At 65.4% G+C, this 14394-nt stretch carries 16 protein-coding genes; 10 read left to right on the forward strand and 6 right to left on the reverse strand.

What is annotated here, in order from left to right; genetic code table 11:
* Window positions 1-12 precede the first annotated feature (12 nt).
* Window positions 13-210, forward strand: a complete 198-nt coding sequence (locus EU803_RS04970) for a hypothetical protein (RefSeq protein WP_129680417.1) — start codon at window positions 13-15, stop codon at window positions 208-210.
* Here EU803_RS04970 and EU803_RS04975 read toward each other — a convergent pair.
* Together EU803_RS04975 and moaA are read right to left on the reverse strand one after the other, a co-directional pair.
* A complete protein-coding gene (locus EU803_RS04975; RefSeq protein ID WP_129680419.1) occupies window positions 207-446 on the reverse strand; it encodes a DUF2934 domain-containing protein in 240 nt (79 codons plus the stop codon). The genes EU803_RS04970 and EU803_RS04975 overlap by 4 nt on opposite strands.
* 99 nt (window positions 447-545) lie before the next feature.
* Window positions 546-1550: a GTP 3',8-cyclase MoaA gene (moaA, locus tag EU803_RS04980; protein ID WP_129680421.1), complete on the reverse strand. Its 1005-nt coding sequence runs from the start codon at window positions 1548-1550 to the stop codon at window positions 546-548.
* A gap of 85 nt (window positions 1551-1635) precedes the next feature.
* Between moaA and EU803_RS04985 the strand changes: the two genes are divergently transcribed.
* Together EU803_RS04985 and EU803_RS04990 are read left to right on the forward strand one after the other, a co-directional pair.
* Window positions 1636-2130, forward strand: coding sequence for a D-galactarate dehydratase (locus EU803_RS04985; RefSeq protein WP_129680423.1), 495 nt, complete (start codon window positions 1636-1638; stop codon window positions 2128-2130).
* Between the two features lie 82 nt (window positions 2131-2212).
* On the forward strand, window positions 2213-3145 hold the full coding sequence (locus tag EU803_RS04990; RefSeq protein ID WP_129680425.1) for a hypothetical protein: 933 nt from the start codon (window positions 2213-2215) through the stop codon (window positions 3143-3145).
* Window positions 3146-3243: 98 nt separating this feature from the next.
* Here the strand turns inward: EU803_RS04990 and EU803_RS04995 are convergent, their stop codons facing one another.
* The 3 genes from EU803_RS04995 to glmU are packed head-to-tail and all read right to left on the reverse strand — an operon-like array spanning window position 3244 to window position 7097.
* A complete protein-coding gene (locus EU803_RS04995) occupies window positions 3244-3921 on the reverse strand; it encodes a DNA alkylation repair protein (protein ID WP_129680427.1) in 678 nt (225 codons plus the stop codon).
* A complete protein-coding gene (gene glmS, locus EU803_RS05000; protein ID WP_129680429.1) occupies window positions 3921-5738 on the reverse strand; it encodes a glutamine--fructose-6-phosphate transaminase (isomerizing) in 1818 nt (605 codons plus the stop codon). Before glmS ends, EU803_RS04995 begins: the two co-directional genes overlap by 1 nt.
* A gap of 3 nt (window positions 5739-5741) precedes the next feature.
* Window positions 5742-7097: a bifunctional UDP-N-acetylglucosamine diphosphorylase/glucosamine-1-phosphate N-acetyltransferase GlmU gene (gene glmU, locus EU803_RS05005; RefSeq protein WP_129680431.1), complete on the reverse strand. Its 1356-nt coding sequence runs from the start codon at window positions 7095-7097 to the stop codon at window positions 5742-5744.
* Between the two features lie 139 nt (window positions 7098-7236).
* On the opposite strand from glmU, the gene EU803_RS05010 reads away from it, so the two are divergent.
* From EU803_RS05010 to EU803_RS05040, 7 genes are all read left to right on the forward strand, one after another.
* A complete protein-coding gene (locus EU803_RS05010; protein ID WP_129680433.1) occupies window positions 7237-7899 on the forward strand; it encodes an HAD-IA family hydrolase in 663 nt (220 codons plus the stop codon).
* Window positions 7900-8085: 186 nt separating this feature from the next.
* Window positions 8086-9291, forward strand: coding sequence for a DegT/DnrJ/EryC1/StrS family aminotransferase (locus EU803_RS05015; RefSeq protein WP_129680435.1), 1206 nt, complete (start codon window positions 8086-8088; stop codon window positions 9289-9291).
* Window positions 9288-9779, forward strand: coding sequence for a hypothetical protein (locus EU803_RS05020; RefSeq protein WP_165352784.1), 492 nt, complete (start codon window positions 9288-9290; stop codon window positions 9777-9779). Before EU803_RS05015 ends, EU803_RS05020 begins: the two co-directional genes overlap by 4 nt.
* A 63-nt stretch (window positions 9780-9842) precedes the next feature.
* Window positions 9843-10832: a hypothetical protein gene (locus tag EU803_RS05025; protein WP_242494284.1), complete on the forward strand. Its 990-nt coding sequence runs from the start codon at window positions 9843-9845 to the stop codon at window positions 10830-10832.
* Complete coding sequence (locus tag EU803_RS05030) at window positions 10833-11705, forward strand: ThiF family adenylyltransferase (RefSeq protein WP_129680439.1); 873 nt, start codon at window positions 10833-10835, stop codon at window positions 11703-11705.
* Complete coding sequence (locus EU803_RS05035; protein WP_129680441.1) at window positions 11702-12901, forward strand: hypothetical protein; 1200 nt, start codon at window positions 11702-11704, stop codon at window positions 12899-12901. The genes EU803_RS05030 and EU803_RS05035 overlap by 4 nt, the downstream gene beginning before the upstream one ends.
* A complete protein-coding gene (locus EU803_RS05040; protein WP_129680443.1) occupies window positions 12891-13865 on the forward strand; it encodes a hypothetical protein in 975 nt (324 codons plus the stop codon). Before EU803_RS05035 ends, EU803_RS05040 begins: the two co-directional genes overlap by 11 nt.
* Here EU803_RS05040 and EU803_RS05045 read toward each other — a convergent pair.
* Window positions 13851-14345, reverse strand: a complete 495-nt coding sequence (locus EU803_RS05045) for a flavin reductase family protein (RefSeq protein WP_129680445.1) — start codon at window positions 14343-14345, stop codon at window positions 13851-13853. The two genes, EU803_RS05040 and EU803_RS05045, sit on opposite strands and share 15 nt — an antisense overlap.
* Between the last annotated feature and the right edge of the window lie 49 nt (window positions 14346-14394).

Below are 14394 nucleotides of genomic sequence, written 5' to 3' on the forward strand. Positions count from 1 at the left end.
CTTGGGGTGTTAGTGCCGAAGGGAGGGACCTGTACGGACAGGTCCCAACGTCGGTCGTCCGCGCAGACCAATGACACTAGGGATTGGGAGGCCGACGCCTTCGCAGACTGGCGGATCGAACGGATCGCCAGCTATGAACGCGACGTGCAGGAAGGGCGGGGGCATTCCGGCCGCTCCGCCCTTGTCGATTTCGTGGCGCGCAAGCCTTAGGCGGTCTTTGCGGCGGCCTTGCGGGCGCGCGGCTTGGCCGGGGCCTTGGCTTCGGTCGCTTTCGGAGCGGCTTTCTTGGCAGCGGCCCGCTTTTTCGGCGCGGGTTTCGCGGTGGTCAGCTGGGCCTCGGCGGCAAGCCAGTGGTCCTGATCGCGGCCAGCGGGGCAGCCTTCGGCCATCCAGATGTGATAGGCGGCTTCGGCGATCTGGTCGGCGGGGATGGTTTGGGTGGTCATGGCAGTGTCCTTTGCGGCTAATCAGCGTGCTGTTAGCGCAATCAATGCCGCTCAGGTAGGGGCTTTGCTGCAATGCAGCATTGACGCTATGGAATGGCTCTAGCCGCCGGTGTGGCTCATGTGGCGGCTAACGCGGCCTTCGACCGTCTGGCGGGAATAGTCGAAATCATGGCCCTTGGGCTTGAGCGCGATGGCCGCGCGGATCGCGTTTTCCAGCAGATCGTTGTCGTCCGATGCCCGCAGCGGGCCGCGCAGGTCGGAATGCCCCTCTTGCCCAAGGCAGGTGTAGATTTCGCCGGTGCAGGTGATCCGCACCCGATTGCAACTTTCACAGAAGTTATGGGACAGCGGCGTGATGAAACCGATCTTCTGGCCGGTCTCCTCGACCCGGACATAGCGGGCGGGGCCACCGGTGCGTTCGGACAGGTCGGTCAGGGTGAACCGTTCGGCCAGCCGCGCGCGCAGATCGGTCAGTTTCCAATATTGGTCCAGCCGGTCCTCGTTGCCGATATCGCCCATCGGCATGACCTCGATAAAGGTCAAGTCCATGTCTTCGCGGGCGCACCAGTCGGCGATGGAAAACAACTCGTCCTCGTTGAACCCCTTCAGGGCAACGGTGTTGATCTTGACGCGCAGGCCCGCGTTGCGGGCGGCCTCGATCCCCTTCAGGACCTGCGGCAGGCGGCCCCAGCGTGTAATCTCGGCAAATTTCGCCTCGTCCAGCGTATCCAGGGACACGTTGATCCGGCGCACACCGGCGGCATAAAGGTCTTGCGCGAAACGGCCCAGTTGCGACCCGTTGGTCGTCACGGTCAGTTCTTTCAGCGCGCCGCTTTCAAGGTGCCGCCCCATCGCGTTGAAATAGGTCATGATCCCACGGCGCACCAACGGCTCGCCTCCGGTGATCCGCAGCTTTTCCACCCCAAGCCCGATAAAGGCGGTCGACAGCCGGTCCAGCTCTTCCAGCGTCAGAAGGTCCTTTTTGGGCAGGAAGGTCATGTTTTCCGACATGCAATAGACACAGCGGAAATCGCAGCGGTCCGTGACGGACACACGTAGATAGCGGATGGCCCGCTGGAATGGATCGACAAGCATCGGGGTCATGCTGGGAACCTAGGGTTGGGCAATGTGGCGCGCAAGGGGGAAGGCGGCCATTGCAGACCAAAGAACGACAGCCTAGCCTGTGATCATGTATGATTTGCGTCCCCTTGTGCTTTTGTCCGCCGGTCTGGTCCTGACCGGCTGTTCCCAACCAATCTTTGGCGGGCTGTTTGAACGACCCGCCGAAGAGGCCGCCGCAGAGGCGCCGGCCCCCGACACGGAAGAGGCTGCCCCGATTGCCCCGCCACCCCCGGTGGGCGCCACCACAGCCGAAGAATTTGACACCACCAGCGCCGCAGACCGCGCCGCCGCCCTTGCCGCACCTGTGACGCAAGAGCAGGCGATCCTTGGCCGCACCTCTGCCACGCTGGGTGACCCGGCCGATCCCGGCATCTGGCTGAAAACCCCGCTTGTGTCCGAGGTGGCGCAGGGCCGCGTGTCGTGGGAGGGGCAGGAAATCACGGTGGAACTGCGCCCCTCGGGCGGCGAGCCGGGATCGGGCAGTCAGATCAGCCTCGCGGCAATGCGCCTTCTGGGCGCGCCCCTGACCGCGATCATCGAGGTTGATGTGACCCGGCTGTGACCCCCGGGTCCGGTATACCCCACCTGCGCAATTTCACGATCCTGCTAGGATGCGGGCCTATCAGTTTTCCGTGGAGGGTATGATGTCGCTATTGAAGCGGTGGTTTCTGTCGTTCGGCTTTGGCGTGGCCTTGGCCGGTTCGGCTTGGGCGAACGAACTGGAAACCTGCGAATACCTTTCGGGCGTGAACGATCCCTTCCTCTGCACCACCGCACTGGAGTTTGGCGGCCAGGCGGCGGTGATCCGGGACAGTCTGATGGCCCTGCATGGTGGCGCGACCTTCCCGACCTCGACCCAGACCGAGACGGTGTCGACCCGGGGCGGCAACACCCCCTATTCGGGGCGGGCGATGGTTGCGGCGCAGGCGACCTTTGGCAGTTTCACCGGCAACAACCAATATCTGATCCTTGGCGCGGACCGGCCGTCGGGCCGCGGGCAGATCGGGCTCATGGTTCTGGCAGGCAATTCGTCGATCACGCCGCCCGCATCGCCCGTTGTGACCCGGCAGGAAGTGCTGTTCGGGCCCTATTTCTCGACCCAGTTGAACAATGGCGATTATCTGGACGGGTATCTGCTGTATGGCCGTCCGAATTACACGGTCGCGTATGTGCCGTCACAAGGCGAAAGCACCACCGCCGCGCTGACATGGTCGCGGGTCATGGAGCGGGATGGGTTTATGGTGGTCCCGCTGGCCGGGTTGTCGGTCAAACGGGAACGGCCCACGGGCAGCAGCCGGATCGACGCGACGGTGCTGACCCTTGGGACGACCGCGCAACAAACCCCGGTGCGCACAAATAACGGTTACCGGATGAATTTCGGCCGGCTGGAACTGGATATCGGTCACTACGCGGACAGTTTCGGCAACAGTATCGGCTATGTCGCGCCCCGGGTCGCCTTTGGGGCCAATTTTGCGCAGGACAATGGTGCCGTCTTCGGGGTGACGGTCGGGCTGACCGCCGCGTCGGACAAGACCGCGATCCTCAACGCGCAGGCGATGTACCGGTTCGAGTTTTAGGGCGTCTGACGAAAACAGGAAGCATCAGGTATCACCTAACGCGTTGAAATCTATGATTTCAGGCAGCGCTAGGTGATTTAGATTTTTCGCATGACGCTCTAGGGCAGGTATTTCCCGGCTTCCTTGCGGGCGAAGGGCTTCATCGCCGCACCGTGTTCGGCAAGGAAGGCGCGGGTGCGGTCCGGGTCGTGCTTTGACAGATCGCGCAGCCACCATGCGATGGCCTTTTGAATGAACCAGTCCCGGTCGGGGACATAACCCGCCGCCCAGTCCAGCACCCTGTCGCGGATCGCCAGATCTTCGGGTTTCGGGTTGTTCTGCTTGGTCCAGGGCAGGGTAATGACCAGCGCGGCGCGGCGGGTCCATTTGTGTTCGGACGTGGTCCAGCCTTCGACCTCGTCAATGCGGGTGGGGTCCGCGACCAGCCGTTTCATCCCGGCCATGCAGACATGATCGGCAATCGCCCAGCAGTCGAAATCGGGCACCCAGCGGCAGATCAGGTCCCACACGGCGTCATCCGGCCGAATGCGGGCCTGTGTCAGTAGTTTGGCAGCGGCCAAACGGGCCTCGTAGATGTTGGTTTGCCAAAGCTCGTCGGCCAGACGCACCCGGTCTTCAACCGACAGGGTCTGCCGCCAGGTCTTGGTCAGATCGTTGATCGACGGGTTGGTGACGCCCAGATAGGGGCGGTCGACCTTGTGATAGGCGGCGGACCCTTCGGCGCGGCCGGGTTCGATGTGCTGCTCCAGCGCGGCAAGGGCCTCGGCGACCTGCATCACTCGACCGTCACGGATTTGGCAAGGTTGCGCGGCTGGTCCACATCCGTGCCCTTTGCGACAGCAGTGTAATAGGCCAGAAGCTGTGCCGGGATCGCATATAGGATCGGCGCAAGGTCAGCGGCGATTTCGGGCATGGTGATCGTCTGCCAGACCCCATCGCCGGCCTGCGCAATGCCGGTCCGGTCCGAGATCAAGAGCACCTTGCCGCCCCGCGCCATCACCTCTTCCATGTTCGATACGGTCTTGTCGAACAGGGCGTCACGCGGTGCCATGACGATCACCGGAACGGTCTTGTCGACCAGCGCGATCGGGCCGTGCTTCAGTTCGCCCGATGCATAAGCTTCGGCGTGGATGTAACTGATTTCCTTCAGTTTTAATGCCCCTTCAAGGGCGAGCGGATACATCTGCCCACGGCCAAGGAACAGGATATCCCGCGCCTCTGCCAGTTGGCGGGCAATGTTGCGGCATTCCTCTTCGATCCCCAGCGCCTGGTTCAGAAGGCCCGGCAGGGTCGTCAGGGCCTCCAGCCGTTCCGCGACCTCCTCGGCCCCGATGATGCCGCGTGCCTTGGCCGCGTCCAGCACCAGCATTTTCAGGACGGTCAACTGGCAGGTGAACGCCTTGGTCGAGGCAACGCCAACCTCGACCCCCGCCAGGATCGGCAGAGCAAGGTCGCTTTCCCGCGCGATGGAGCTTTCGGCGACGTTCACGACCGAAACGATGCTGTCGGCCTTGTCCCGGCAATAACGCAGGGCGGCGAGCGTATCGGCGGTTTCGCCGGACTGGCTGACGAAAACCGCCATGGTTCCGGGAGATACCGGGGGTTCACGATAGCGGAATTCAGACGCCACATCGACGTCGACCGGCAATCGGGCGACCTGTTCGAACCAGTATTTGGCGACCACACAGGCGTAATAGGCCGTGCCACAGGCCACCATGGTGATCCGGTCGATGCGGGCCCAGTCGATGCCGGGGGCGGGCAGTGAGACATTCCCCCCCGACACATAGTGGTTCAGCGCCCCGGTCAACACGGTGGGTTGTTCCGCGATTTCCTTGGCCATGAAATGCTTATAACCGCCCTTGTCCACCGCCGCGGCGTCGATCTGGACGGTCTTGATGGGGCGGTTGGCCAGCTTGCCCGCCGCATCGCGGATTTCGACGCCCGCGCGGGTCACGACGGCCCAGTCACCTTCCTCCAGATAGGTGATCCGGTCGGTCATGGGGGCCAGCGCAATCGCGTCGGAGCCCACGAACATCTCGCCGTCGCCATGTCCGATGGCCAGCGGGCTGCCCTTGCGGGCGGCGATCATCAGGTCGTCTTCACCGTCGAAAAGGAACAGCAGGGCATAGGCCCCGTCCAGCCGGGCAAGCGTCGCCTCGACGGCCTTCTGGGGTGTAAGCCCCTGATTCATATAATCTTCGCACAGAAGGGCCACGGTTTCCGTATCGGTTTCCGTTGTGTGGGGAATGCCCTTTGCGTCAAGATCAGCGCGCAATTCCCGGAAATTTTCGATGATCCCGTTATGAACAACGGCCACGCGCCCGGCGCGGTGGGGGTGGGCATTGGCCTCGGTCGCGGCGCCATGGGTGGCCCAGCGGGTGTGGCCGATCCCGGCCTTGCCCGCCAGCGGGTTGTGCACAAGGTGATCGGAGAGGTTCACCAGCTTGCCCACCGCGCGGCGGCGGTCCAGCACGCCCTCGTTCACGGTGGCGATGCCTGCGCTGTCATAGCCGCGATATTCCAGCCGCTTGAGCGCCTCGACAAGGATCGGGGCGGCTTCGTGCGTGCCCAGAACGCCGACAATACCACACATGGGTTAGCTGTCCTTCTTCTGTTGCGCCGCCTTGCGGGCGCGCAGTTTGTCGAACAGGCGCTTGGCCAGTCCGGGCTTGTTTTCCTGCTTGGCGCGGCTGATCGCCATCGCGCCCGCGGGGACATCAGTGGTGACAACCGTGCCCGTGGCCGACATGGAATCGTCGCCCATCGTGACCGGGGCCACAAGCATGGTGTTCGACCCGATAAAGACCCGTTTGCCGATGGTCGTCCGGTGCTTGAACACCCCGTCATAATTACAGGTGATCGTGCCCGCGCCGATGTTGGTCTTTTCGCCCACGTGGGCGTCGCCGACATAGGACAGGTGGTTGATCTTGGCCCCTTCGTCGACTTGCGCGTTCTTCACCTCGACAAAGTTGCCGATGTGCACGTCCTCGGCCAATTCCGCTCCGGGGCGGAGCCGGGCGAAGGGGCCTACGATCGCGCCGCGGCTGACATGGCAGCCTTCGAGATGGGTGAAGGCCCGGATACGGGCACCGCTTTCGATGGTCACGCCGGGCCCGAAAACCACGTTGGGTTCGATCACCGCGTCCCGCCCAATGACCGTGTCAAAGGCGAAATGCACGGTGTCCGGGGCGGTCAGGGTCACGCCGATGTCCAGCGCCTCTGCCCGTGCGCGGGCTTGAAAGGCGGCCTCGGCGGCGGCCAGATCGGCGCGGGAATTGACACCCAGAGTCTCTTCTTCGGCGCAGGTGACGGCGGTGGCGGATAGGCCCTTGGCGCGGGCCAGTTCGACCACGTCCGTCAGGTAGTATTCGCCCGAAGCATTGTTGTTTTCCAGCGCCGCGCAGAGGTCGAACAGAGCGGGTGCAGATGCACAAAGAACGCCACTATTGCAAAGGGTTATCGCGCGTTCTTCGTCCGATGCGTCCTTGAATTCGACGATCCGGGTCAGGCTTTTCCCTTCCATCACCAAACGGCCATAGCGGGCGGGATCACCGGGTTCAAACCCCAGGACCACAACATCATGCGCGGCGCGGGCGGCGATCATCGCCTCCAGCGTTTCGGGGCGGATAAAGGGGGTGTCGCCGTAAAGAACGATCGCCTCTCCATCAAAACCCTGCAACGCGGGGGCGGCCTGGGCGACGGCGTGGCCGGTGCCCAGCTGTTCGGCCTGAATGACCACATCGGCCTCGGGCGTCCAGTCCTGCGCGGCGGCTGTCACCGCCTCGGCCCCATGTCCGGCGACGATCACCACACGCGATGGCGACAGCGACGCGCCCGATTGCAGGGCGTGAACCAGCAGCGGCGCACCCGCGACCTCGTGCAGGACCTTGGGCAGATCGGAATTCATCCGGGTGCCCTGTCCGGCGGCCAATACGATCAATGCGGTTGCCATGCCTGTTTCCTTGTTCTGCCCGGCCTTCTGCGCCTCTTCTACCCGGCTTTGGCCGGGGCGCAAGTTTTGGGGGCTTCACAACAGTTTTCGGATCGTTACACCAGACCCGATCAATGGGGAAATTCAGGGGGCGGCGCCCATGCGCACGGTTATTTTCGATCTGGACGGAACGCTGGCCGATACCAGCCGCGACCTGATCAATGCGGCGAACCACTGTTTTCGCGGTTTGGGGCTGGGCGATGTGCTGACCCATCCCGCCGATGCCCCGACAGCGATGCGGGGCGGGCGGGCGATGCTGACCCTTGGATTTGGCCGGACCGGCAGTCACGGAGAAGACGAGATCGACCGGCAATATCCCATCCTGCTGGAGGCCTATGGGCGCGACCTGTCGCGCCATACCACCCTGTTTCCGGGCACCATGGCGGCGGTCGGGGCGCTGCGGGGCGATGGGTTCGCGGTGGGCATCTGCACCAACAAGCCCGAGGGATTGGCCGAACGGCTGATGCGCGACCTTGGCGTGCGTGACGCGTTCGGATCGCTGGTCGGGGCCGACACGCTGCCAGTGCGCAAGCCCGATCCCGCGCCATTTGTCGAGGCCGTGCGCAGGGCAGGGGGCAACCCGACCCGCGCCCTTCTGGTGGGCGATACGGTGACCGACCGTGAAACCGCGCGGGCCGCGGGGGTGCCCTCGGTGCTGGTGACCTTCGGCCCCTTGGGCCGGGCGGTCGAAGACCTCGCGCCCGAGGCGCTGATCGACGACTTCGCTGAATTGCCAGCGGTCGCGGCCCGTCTGCTGTCCTAGGGCGGTGGGTTGAAACCCACCTTACAGTGAGGGGCGCTGCCCCTCGGCCCCTGGGGGCCTCACCCCGGGATATTTCTGACCCAAAGAAGGGGCTGGCCCCTTTTGCCGTTGCGTTGGGTAAGTTGGGTTTCAACCCACCGTGACTGTATGGTTGACGGCGCCAGCCGCCCCGCCCAAGATCGCGCCATGACAGAGGTATTCACAGGTTCGTTCACCCAGCAGGAACCGATCCCGGACGAGGGGATCGAAGCGGCGTTGCGCGTGATGCAAACGGGTCGGCTGCACCGTTACAACACCGCCCCCGGAGAGATTGCCGAAACGGCCCTACTGGAGGAGGAATTCGCGCAGGCCACGGGCGCGAAATACTGCCTTGCGGTCGCCTCGGGCGGTTATGCCATCGCGACCGCGCTAAGGGCCGCGGGAGTGCGGCCCGGCGATCCGGTCCTGACCAATGCCTTTACCCTTGCCCCTGTGCCGGGGGCCATTGCCAGTGTCGGCGCCGTGCCGGTCTTCGTCGGCGTGACAGTGGGGCTGGTGATCGACCTTGACGATCTTGCGGCCAAGGCGGGTCGGGCGAAGGTGCTTCTGTTGTCCCATATGCGGGGCCATATCTGCGACATGGCCGTGCTGATGGAGCTCTGCGACCGCGCCGGGATCACCGTGATCGAGGATTGCGCGCACACGATGGGCGCCCATTGGAACGGCACCCAGTCGGGCCGCTGGGGCCGGTTTGGCTGCTACTCCACCCAGACCTACAAGCACATGAATTCGGGTGAGGGTGGGTTCCTGATTTCCGACGATGCCGAGGCGATGGCCCGCGCCACGATCCTGTCTGGCAGCTACATGCTGTATGACCGGCACCGCGCCGCGCCGCCGCCGGAGGTGTTCGAGCGGGTGAAATATGAGACCCCGAATATCTCGGGCCGGATGGACAACCTGCGCGCCGCGATCCTGCGCCCACAATTGCGCCTTTTGTCGGAACAATGCGGCAAGTGGAACGCCCGTTACCGCGTGGTCGAGGCGGGCCTGCGCAATACCCCCGGTCTGACCCTGATCGACCGGCCCGAGGAGGAGGGCTTTGTCGCCTCGTCCTTCCAGTTCCTTTTGCGGGAGTGGTCCGAGGAGGCCATCGTCGAGGTCATCGCCCGCTGCGCCGGACGCGGGGTCGAGCTGAAATGGTTCGGATCGGCGGAACCGGTCGGCTTTACCTCGCGCTATGACAGCTGGCGCTATGCCCCGATCGAGCGGATGCCGAAATCCGATGCGATACTGAAATCCATCGTCGATATGCGCCTGCCGCTGACCTTCAGCCTTGACGACTGCGCGCTGATTGGCCGGATCATCCGCGACGAGGTGTCCACTGTCTGGCAGGCGGAGGCGGCGACCGGGTGACGCTGGAAGAGGTCGAAGAGGAGATCCGCGCAGCGCTGGCCCGGCTGGGTCACAGCGCGCCCGAGTTCCGGTTCGACCGCACCCCCTTTGGCGATGGCACCCCGCATGTCGAGGGCGACGGGCCGGAGTTCGACTGGGTCGTCTCCGAACGCGGGCAGGAATACGAACGTCGCCGGGTGGACGGGACCGAATTGCTGTTCATCGCGCTGGAGGGGATCACCCGGCGGATGGCGCAGGACGCAGAGCTGCGCAGTCGGACCAACCTGCCCCGAAGCACCGTGCAGCGCGCCATGGGCCGCCCTGTCCGCGACAACTACAGCCGCCAGACCTGGATGGAGGGGCAGGCCCGCCTGATGGGCCATCTTCGCCCCCATTGGGAGGCCCGGGTTCGCGCCCATAACGACGCGCTGTTGCGCCGGTTCCCCCTGACCCCGGACGAGGTGACCCATGCCCGGCGGCTTGATCTGTCGGAATTTGGGCTGGATTGACCCGCCGTTGCACCTGTGCCGCAGGAGGCCGGGTCCGGTTTTCCAGCCTTGTTCGCCGGGTGGGTGCAACCTAGGCTGGTGCCCGAGGGGCAGGGAGAGTTTGGCGTGATCCGCACGGTTCTGGCGGCGATGTCGCAGCGGTACATGGATGTCAGCCTGAAATCCGGGCCGGGATTGCGTGTGCGCATCCTGGAGCGCCCGGGCCTGTGGATGGAGGCGGCGGCGCTTGAGGCGCTTTCGGCCGACCTGCGCCGGGTCGCCTCGCGCACCCTAGCCGAAGGCGGGCTGACCTACGGGGTTTTCGCCGCCGACCGCGCCCGGATGGGCCAAAGCATCATCACCCTTGTCACCCGCGCCGATGGCACGCCCGTCGCCTTCAACGCGCTGGCCGTGATGGAGCTGGACACCCAGCCGCGCCCGACCGAGGTGCTGCACCTTGGCCTTGTCATGGTGGACCCCGACGAACGGTCCCGATCCCTCTCCTGGGTGCTTTACGGACTGACCTGTTTCCTGATCTTCTTTCGACGACAGTTCCGGCCGGTCTGGATTTCAAACGTCACCCAGGTGCCTGCCGTGGTTGGCATGGTGTCGGGGATGTTTTCGAACGTCTGGCCTGTGCCCGATGGCGGCCGCCGGACCCTGACCCACCTGATCCTTGCCCGCCGCATCATGGAGGGTCACCGCCATGTCTTCGGCGTCGGGCCAGAGGCCGGGTTTGACGAGGACCGGTTCGTGATCACCAATGCCTATACGGGTGGGTCGGATGACCTGAAAAAGACCTTTGATGATGCGCCCAAACACCGCGACGAGCGGTTCAACGCGTTCTGCGCCCAACAGCTTGATTACGACCGGGGCGATGACGTGATCCAGTTGGGACAAATGGATCTTGCCGCCATCGGTCGCTACCTGTCGCGCGAGGTTCCAAAGGGGCAGGTGCCCGGCCTGTTGATCACGGGCGGCATGGTGGCGCTGCGCCGGTTGATCCTGCCGCTTCTTTACTGGTCGGACAGTGGCCGGCAATGGGGCGTGTTGCGCCCGGCAAAGGACAGCTGAATGGAGTTCGACTACGCCGAAATGACCACCCGCAACATCGGGTTCGTCAGTGAAGAGGAACAGGCCCGCCTGCGCGGCGCGACGGTCTTTGTCTGCGGCACCGGCGGCATGGGCGGGGCCTGTATCCTTGCGCTGGCCCGGATCGGGGTTGGCCATCTGATCATCGCCGATCTGGACGACTTCGAAGTGTCGAACCTGAACCGGCAGGTGTTCTGTTTTTCCGACACGATCGGCCGCCACAAGGCAGAGGCCACGGCCGAGGTCTGCGCCCGCATCAACCCCGAGATGGAGGTCACGGTTCTGCATGGCGACTGGGCCGATGGGGTCGAGGATTGGGTGACGCGGGCCGATGTGGTGGTCAATGGAACCGATGATCTGGGGGCCTCGCTGCTGCTGTACCGCACCGCGCGCCGGCTGGGGAAATCGGTGATCGACGCCTATGCCTCGCCCTTGCCATCGGTCTATGTCACGGCCCCTGATGACCCCGCGCATGAGGACCGGATGGGCTATCCCACCGTCGGAACCGACTGGGACAAGCTGAGCGAGGATCAGCGCGCCACGGCCTTCCTGCGCGAGGCGGAATGGGTGGTGATCCATTCCTCGTCGCGCCGTTATATCGACATGGCGATGGTGGGCGATGTGGTGGCCGGGCGGCGCAGCCGCATGTCGTTCGCGCCGATGGTGATCACCACGGGGCAGCTGATGGTTTATGAGGTGGTGAACGCGGTCCTTGGCCGCCCGCGCGGGGCGGACAACCGGGGCTGGTTCTTCAACCCCTACCGGGCGCGGGTCGAACGGCCGCGGCCCGCGATCATCGCGGCGATGCTGCGCCCGCTGGTGCGCCGGTTCCTGAACGGGCTGACCGCCGAATGATCGCCGCCGCGCCCCATCTGACCGACCTGACCCTGTCGGTTCTGGCCCTTGTCGGGCTTGCCACCCTGCACGCTGTCCTGACCGGGCGCGACCCGGACGGGCCGCTGACCCGCCGCTTTCTGTTCGGGGTTCGGGTGCTGATGGTGCTGTTCGCGGGGCGGGCGCTGGCCGTTGTCACGGGCGGGGCCGGGTTCCGCTTTGTGATGATGATCGGCGCCTCGCTGGTGCCGCTGGCCGCGCTGGTGCTGACCGAAGGACTGCTGCGCCGCCATGCGCCCGCCAGCATCAAAAGTTTCGTCGGGCTGGGAACCGCGCTGTTCCTGATCCTGTCGGTCATGGGCAGTGGGCTGGTCGACCCGGCGCGGCTGTGGGGGCTGATCGCCTTTCAATTGGCGACCTTCGCGATGGTCGGCTGGATGGTCTGGCGCCGCGACCGGGCGGGACTGAGCGCGGCAGAGAACACCACGGTCGTGCGCCTGTCCCTGTCGCTTCTGGTGTTGGCCCCGCTGGCTGTGGCCGATTTCGCGATAATCCGGGCGGACTTGCCGGTGCAGGCCTCCCCAATCGGGGTGCTGGTTCTGTGCTGGCTGGCCATCGGGTTGGGGCAGGGGGGCGTTGGCCACCGGACGGCGCTGCGCGGTCTTCTGGTCGTTCTTGGCGCGGCCGGGGGCGCGGCGGTGTTGATCGCCTTCATGGCCGGGATGGACAGGGACGGCTGGATCATCACCCTGTCGCTGTCCCTCTCGGCGGCCCTTGCCGGCGCGGTCATCAACGAGGCGCGTAATCTGCGCGGCGCGGACCGGTCGGCCAGCCTGCTGCGGCATCTGGCAGAGGGGCCGGAGGATCCGGTTGCTTTCCTGCAGGGTCTTCAGGGTGACCCGATGGTTGACGGTGCGGCGCTGGTCGACGTGGATCAATTGGCCGATCTTGATGCCGGTGCGGTGGCCGCGCTGATGCGGACCCGCCCGGTTCTGCGCCGTGCCGACCCGCCCCCCGTCGCGGCAGAGCAGGCAGAGATCGTCGCCCATCTGTTCGCCCGCTTCGATGCCTCGCATATCCTGCTGGTCGGAACCGTGCCCCTGCGGCTGGTGGCGCTGAACCTGCCCAGCCTTGCCACCAGCCCACGGGCGGAACTGGAACTTGCCGCCGTGCAGCGCATGGCGATGCTGATCGGAAAGGGCGCCGATGCTGACTGACACGGTTCTGAAAACCGCGCTGGCCCGCGCGGCGCTGGCCCCGTCGGTGCACAACACCCAGCCCGCCCGCTGGCGGCGCGAGGGCGAGGCGTTGGTACTTGGCTGTGACCTTTCCGTGGGCCTGTCCGTGGGCGACCCAAACGGGATGGATGCGGGCCTGTCCTGCGGTGCGGCGGCAGAGGCGCTGGTGCTGGCCCTGTCGGCGCTGGGCATCGCGGCCGAGGTCGAAGACCTTTGGGCCGGGGATGACCGCACCACATGGCCTGGCCACCGGATCGCCGCCCAGCTGACCTTTGCGGGCGGAGAGGCGGACCCGTTGAACATCCAGCTGGAAAAGCGGTTCACCTTTCGCGGGGCATTTGCCGAGGGCAGGGTCAAAACCTTTGACCGCGCCGATACGGTCCTTTTGACCGAGGCGGCGGACAAGGGCTGGATCGCGGAGCGCAACGATTGGGCCAGCCTTGAGATCATGAAAGCCCGTCCCTTCCGGAAGGAGTTGCTACGCTGGATGCGCCTGTCGCCCAGCCACCCGCGCCACGATTTCGACGGGATGAACCGGGAGGCGATGCGGATGAGCGGGGCAGAGGCCCTTGGCGCACCCATCGCCCTTGGTCCGCTGTGGCCGGTGCTGCATCTCTTGGGCCTGACCAAAGGGCTGACGGCAGAGGCGGGCGCGACCCGATCGGCGCAGGTCATCGCCTGTTTCCACCGCCCGGCGGGCGAAAGCCCGGTCGCATCGGGCCGCGCCTATTTGCGGATGTGGTTGCAGGCGACGGCGCTGGGCTATGCAGGCTGGCCCATGGCGGCGCTGTCGGATCACCCGACCACGCGGGCAGAGGTTTGCGAAAGGGCCGGGATTGGGCCGGATCGGCGTTTGGTGCAGGTGATGCGGCTGGGCAAACCGGCGGGGGCGATGCCACCCCGGGCGCGCAGACCACTGGCCGAGGTTCTAATCCCCGGTTGAAAACCCGCCGAAACTGCCGCCCTGAAAGACAAGAGGGGCGCCGGTTCCATGATGGGCGCGCAGGACGTGGCCGATCAGGATCGTGTGATCGCCGCCTTCATGCTGCGCCTGCAGCCGGCATTCAAATGCGGCCAGCGCCTTGTCGACCAGCGGCAGGCCATTGTCGGACAGGGTCCAGTCCAGCCCGTCAAAGGCGTCGCCGGGCCGGGAGAACCCCGCCGCGATATCGCGCTGACTGGCGGTCAGGACGTTGATGGCAAATTTTTCGGCCCCCGCAAAGGCCGCGTAACGGCCCGAGGATTTCAGCGCCGACCACAATACCAGCGGCGGGTCGAGCGAGACCGAGGCGAAGCTGTTGATGGTCATCCCCACGGGGCCGTCCGGGCCGATCGTGGTCACCACGCACACCCCTGTCGCAAAGGCCCCTAGCGCGTGGCGGAAGGCAAGCGGTTCGCCCGCCGGGTCGAAGCTGTGGGTCATGGCGCTGTCCTGTTCGTGGCCGGGGCTGCCCCGGAATGGCATGTTCGCA

The organism is Loktanella sp. IMCC34160 (genome assembly GCF_004145845.1).
Classification (GTDB): Bacteria; Pseudomonadota; Alphaproteobacteria; order Rhodobacterales; family Rhodobacteraceae; genus SELP01.

What these genes read in the sequence shown, in the direction of transcription:
- EU803_RS04995 (WP_129680427.1), bottom strand. Translation starts at nt 3,921, where the DNA reads ATGCAGGTCGCCGAGGCCCTTGCCGCGCTGGAGCAGCACATCGAACCC.
- moaA (WP_129680421.1), bottom strand. Translation starts at nt 1,550, where the DNA reads ATGACCCCGATGCTTGTCGATCCATTCCAGCGGGCCATCCGCTATCTA.
- EU803_RS05010 (WP_129680433.1), top strand. Translation starts at nt 7,237, where the DNA reads ATGCGCACGGTTATTTTCGATCTGGACGGAACGCTGGCCGATACCAGC.
- EU803_RS04990 (WP_129680425.1), top strand. Translation starts at nt 2,213, where the DNA reads ATGTCGCTATTGAAGCGGTGGTTTCTGTCGTTCGGCTTTGGCGTGGCC.
- glmS (WP_129680429.1), bottom strand. Translation starts at nt 5,738, where the DNA reads ATGTGTGGTATTGTCGGCGTTCTGGGCACGCACGAAGCCGCCCCGATC.
- EU803_RS05040 (WP_129680443.1), top strand. Translation starts at nt 12,891, where the DNA reads ATGCTGACTGACACGGTTCTGAAAACCGCGCTGGCCCGCGCGGCGCTG.
- EU803_RS05015 (WP_129680435.1), top strand. Translation starts at nt 8,086, where the DNA reads ATGACAGAGGTATTCACAGGTTCGTTCACCCAGCAGGAACCGATCCCG.
- EU803_RS05045 (WP_129680445.1), bottom strand. Translation starts at nt 14,345, where the DNA reads ATGACCCACAGCTTCGACCCGGCGGGCGAACCGCTTGCCTTCCGCCAC.
- EU803_RS04985 (WP_129680423.1), top strand. Translation starts at nt 1,636, where the DNA reads ATGTATGATTTGCGTCCCCTTGTGCTTTTGTCCGCCGGTCTGGTCCTG.
- glmU (WP_129680431.1), bottom strand. Translation starts at nt 7,097, where the DNA reads ATGGCAACCGCATTGATCGTATTGGCCGCCGGACAGGGCACCCGGATG.
- EU803_RS05030 (WP_129680439.1), top strand. Translation starts at nt 10,833, where the DNA reads ATGGAGTTCGACTACGCCGAAATGACCACCCGCAACATCGGGTTCGTC.
- EU803_RS05035 (WP_129680441.1), top strand. Translation starts at nt 11,702, where the DNA reads ATGATCGCCGCCGCGCCCCATCTGACCGACCTGACCCTGTCGGTTCTG.
- EU803_RS04975 (WP_129680419.1), bottom strand. Translation starts at nt 446, where the DNA reads ATGACCACCCAAACCATCCCCGCCGACCAGATCGCCGAAGCCGCCTAT.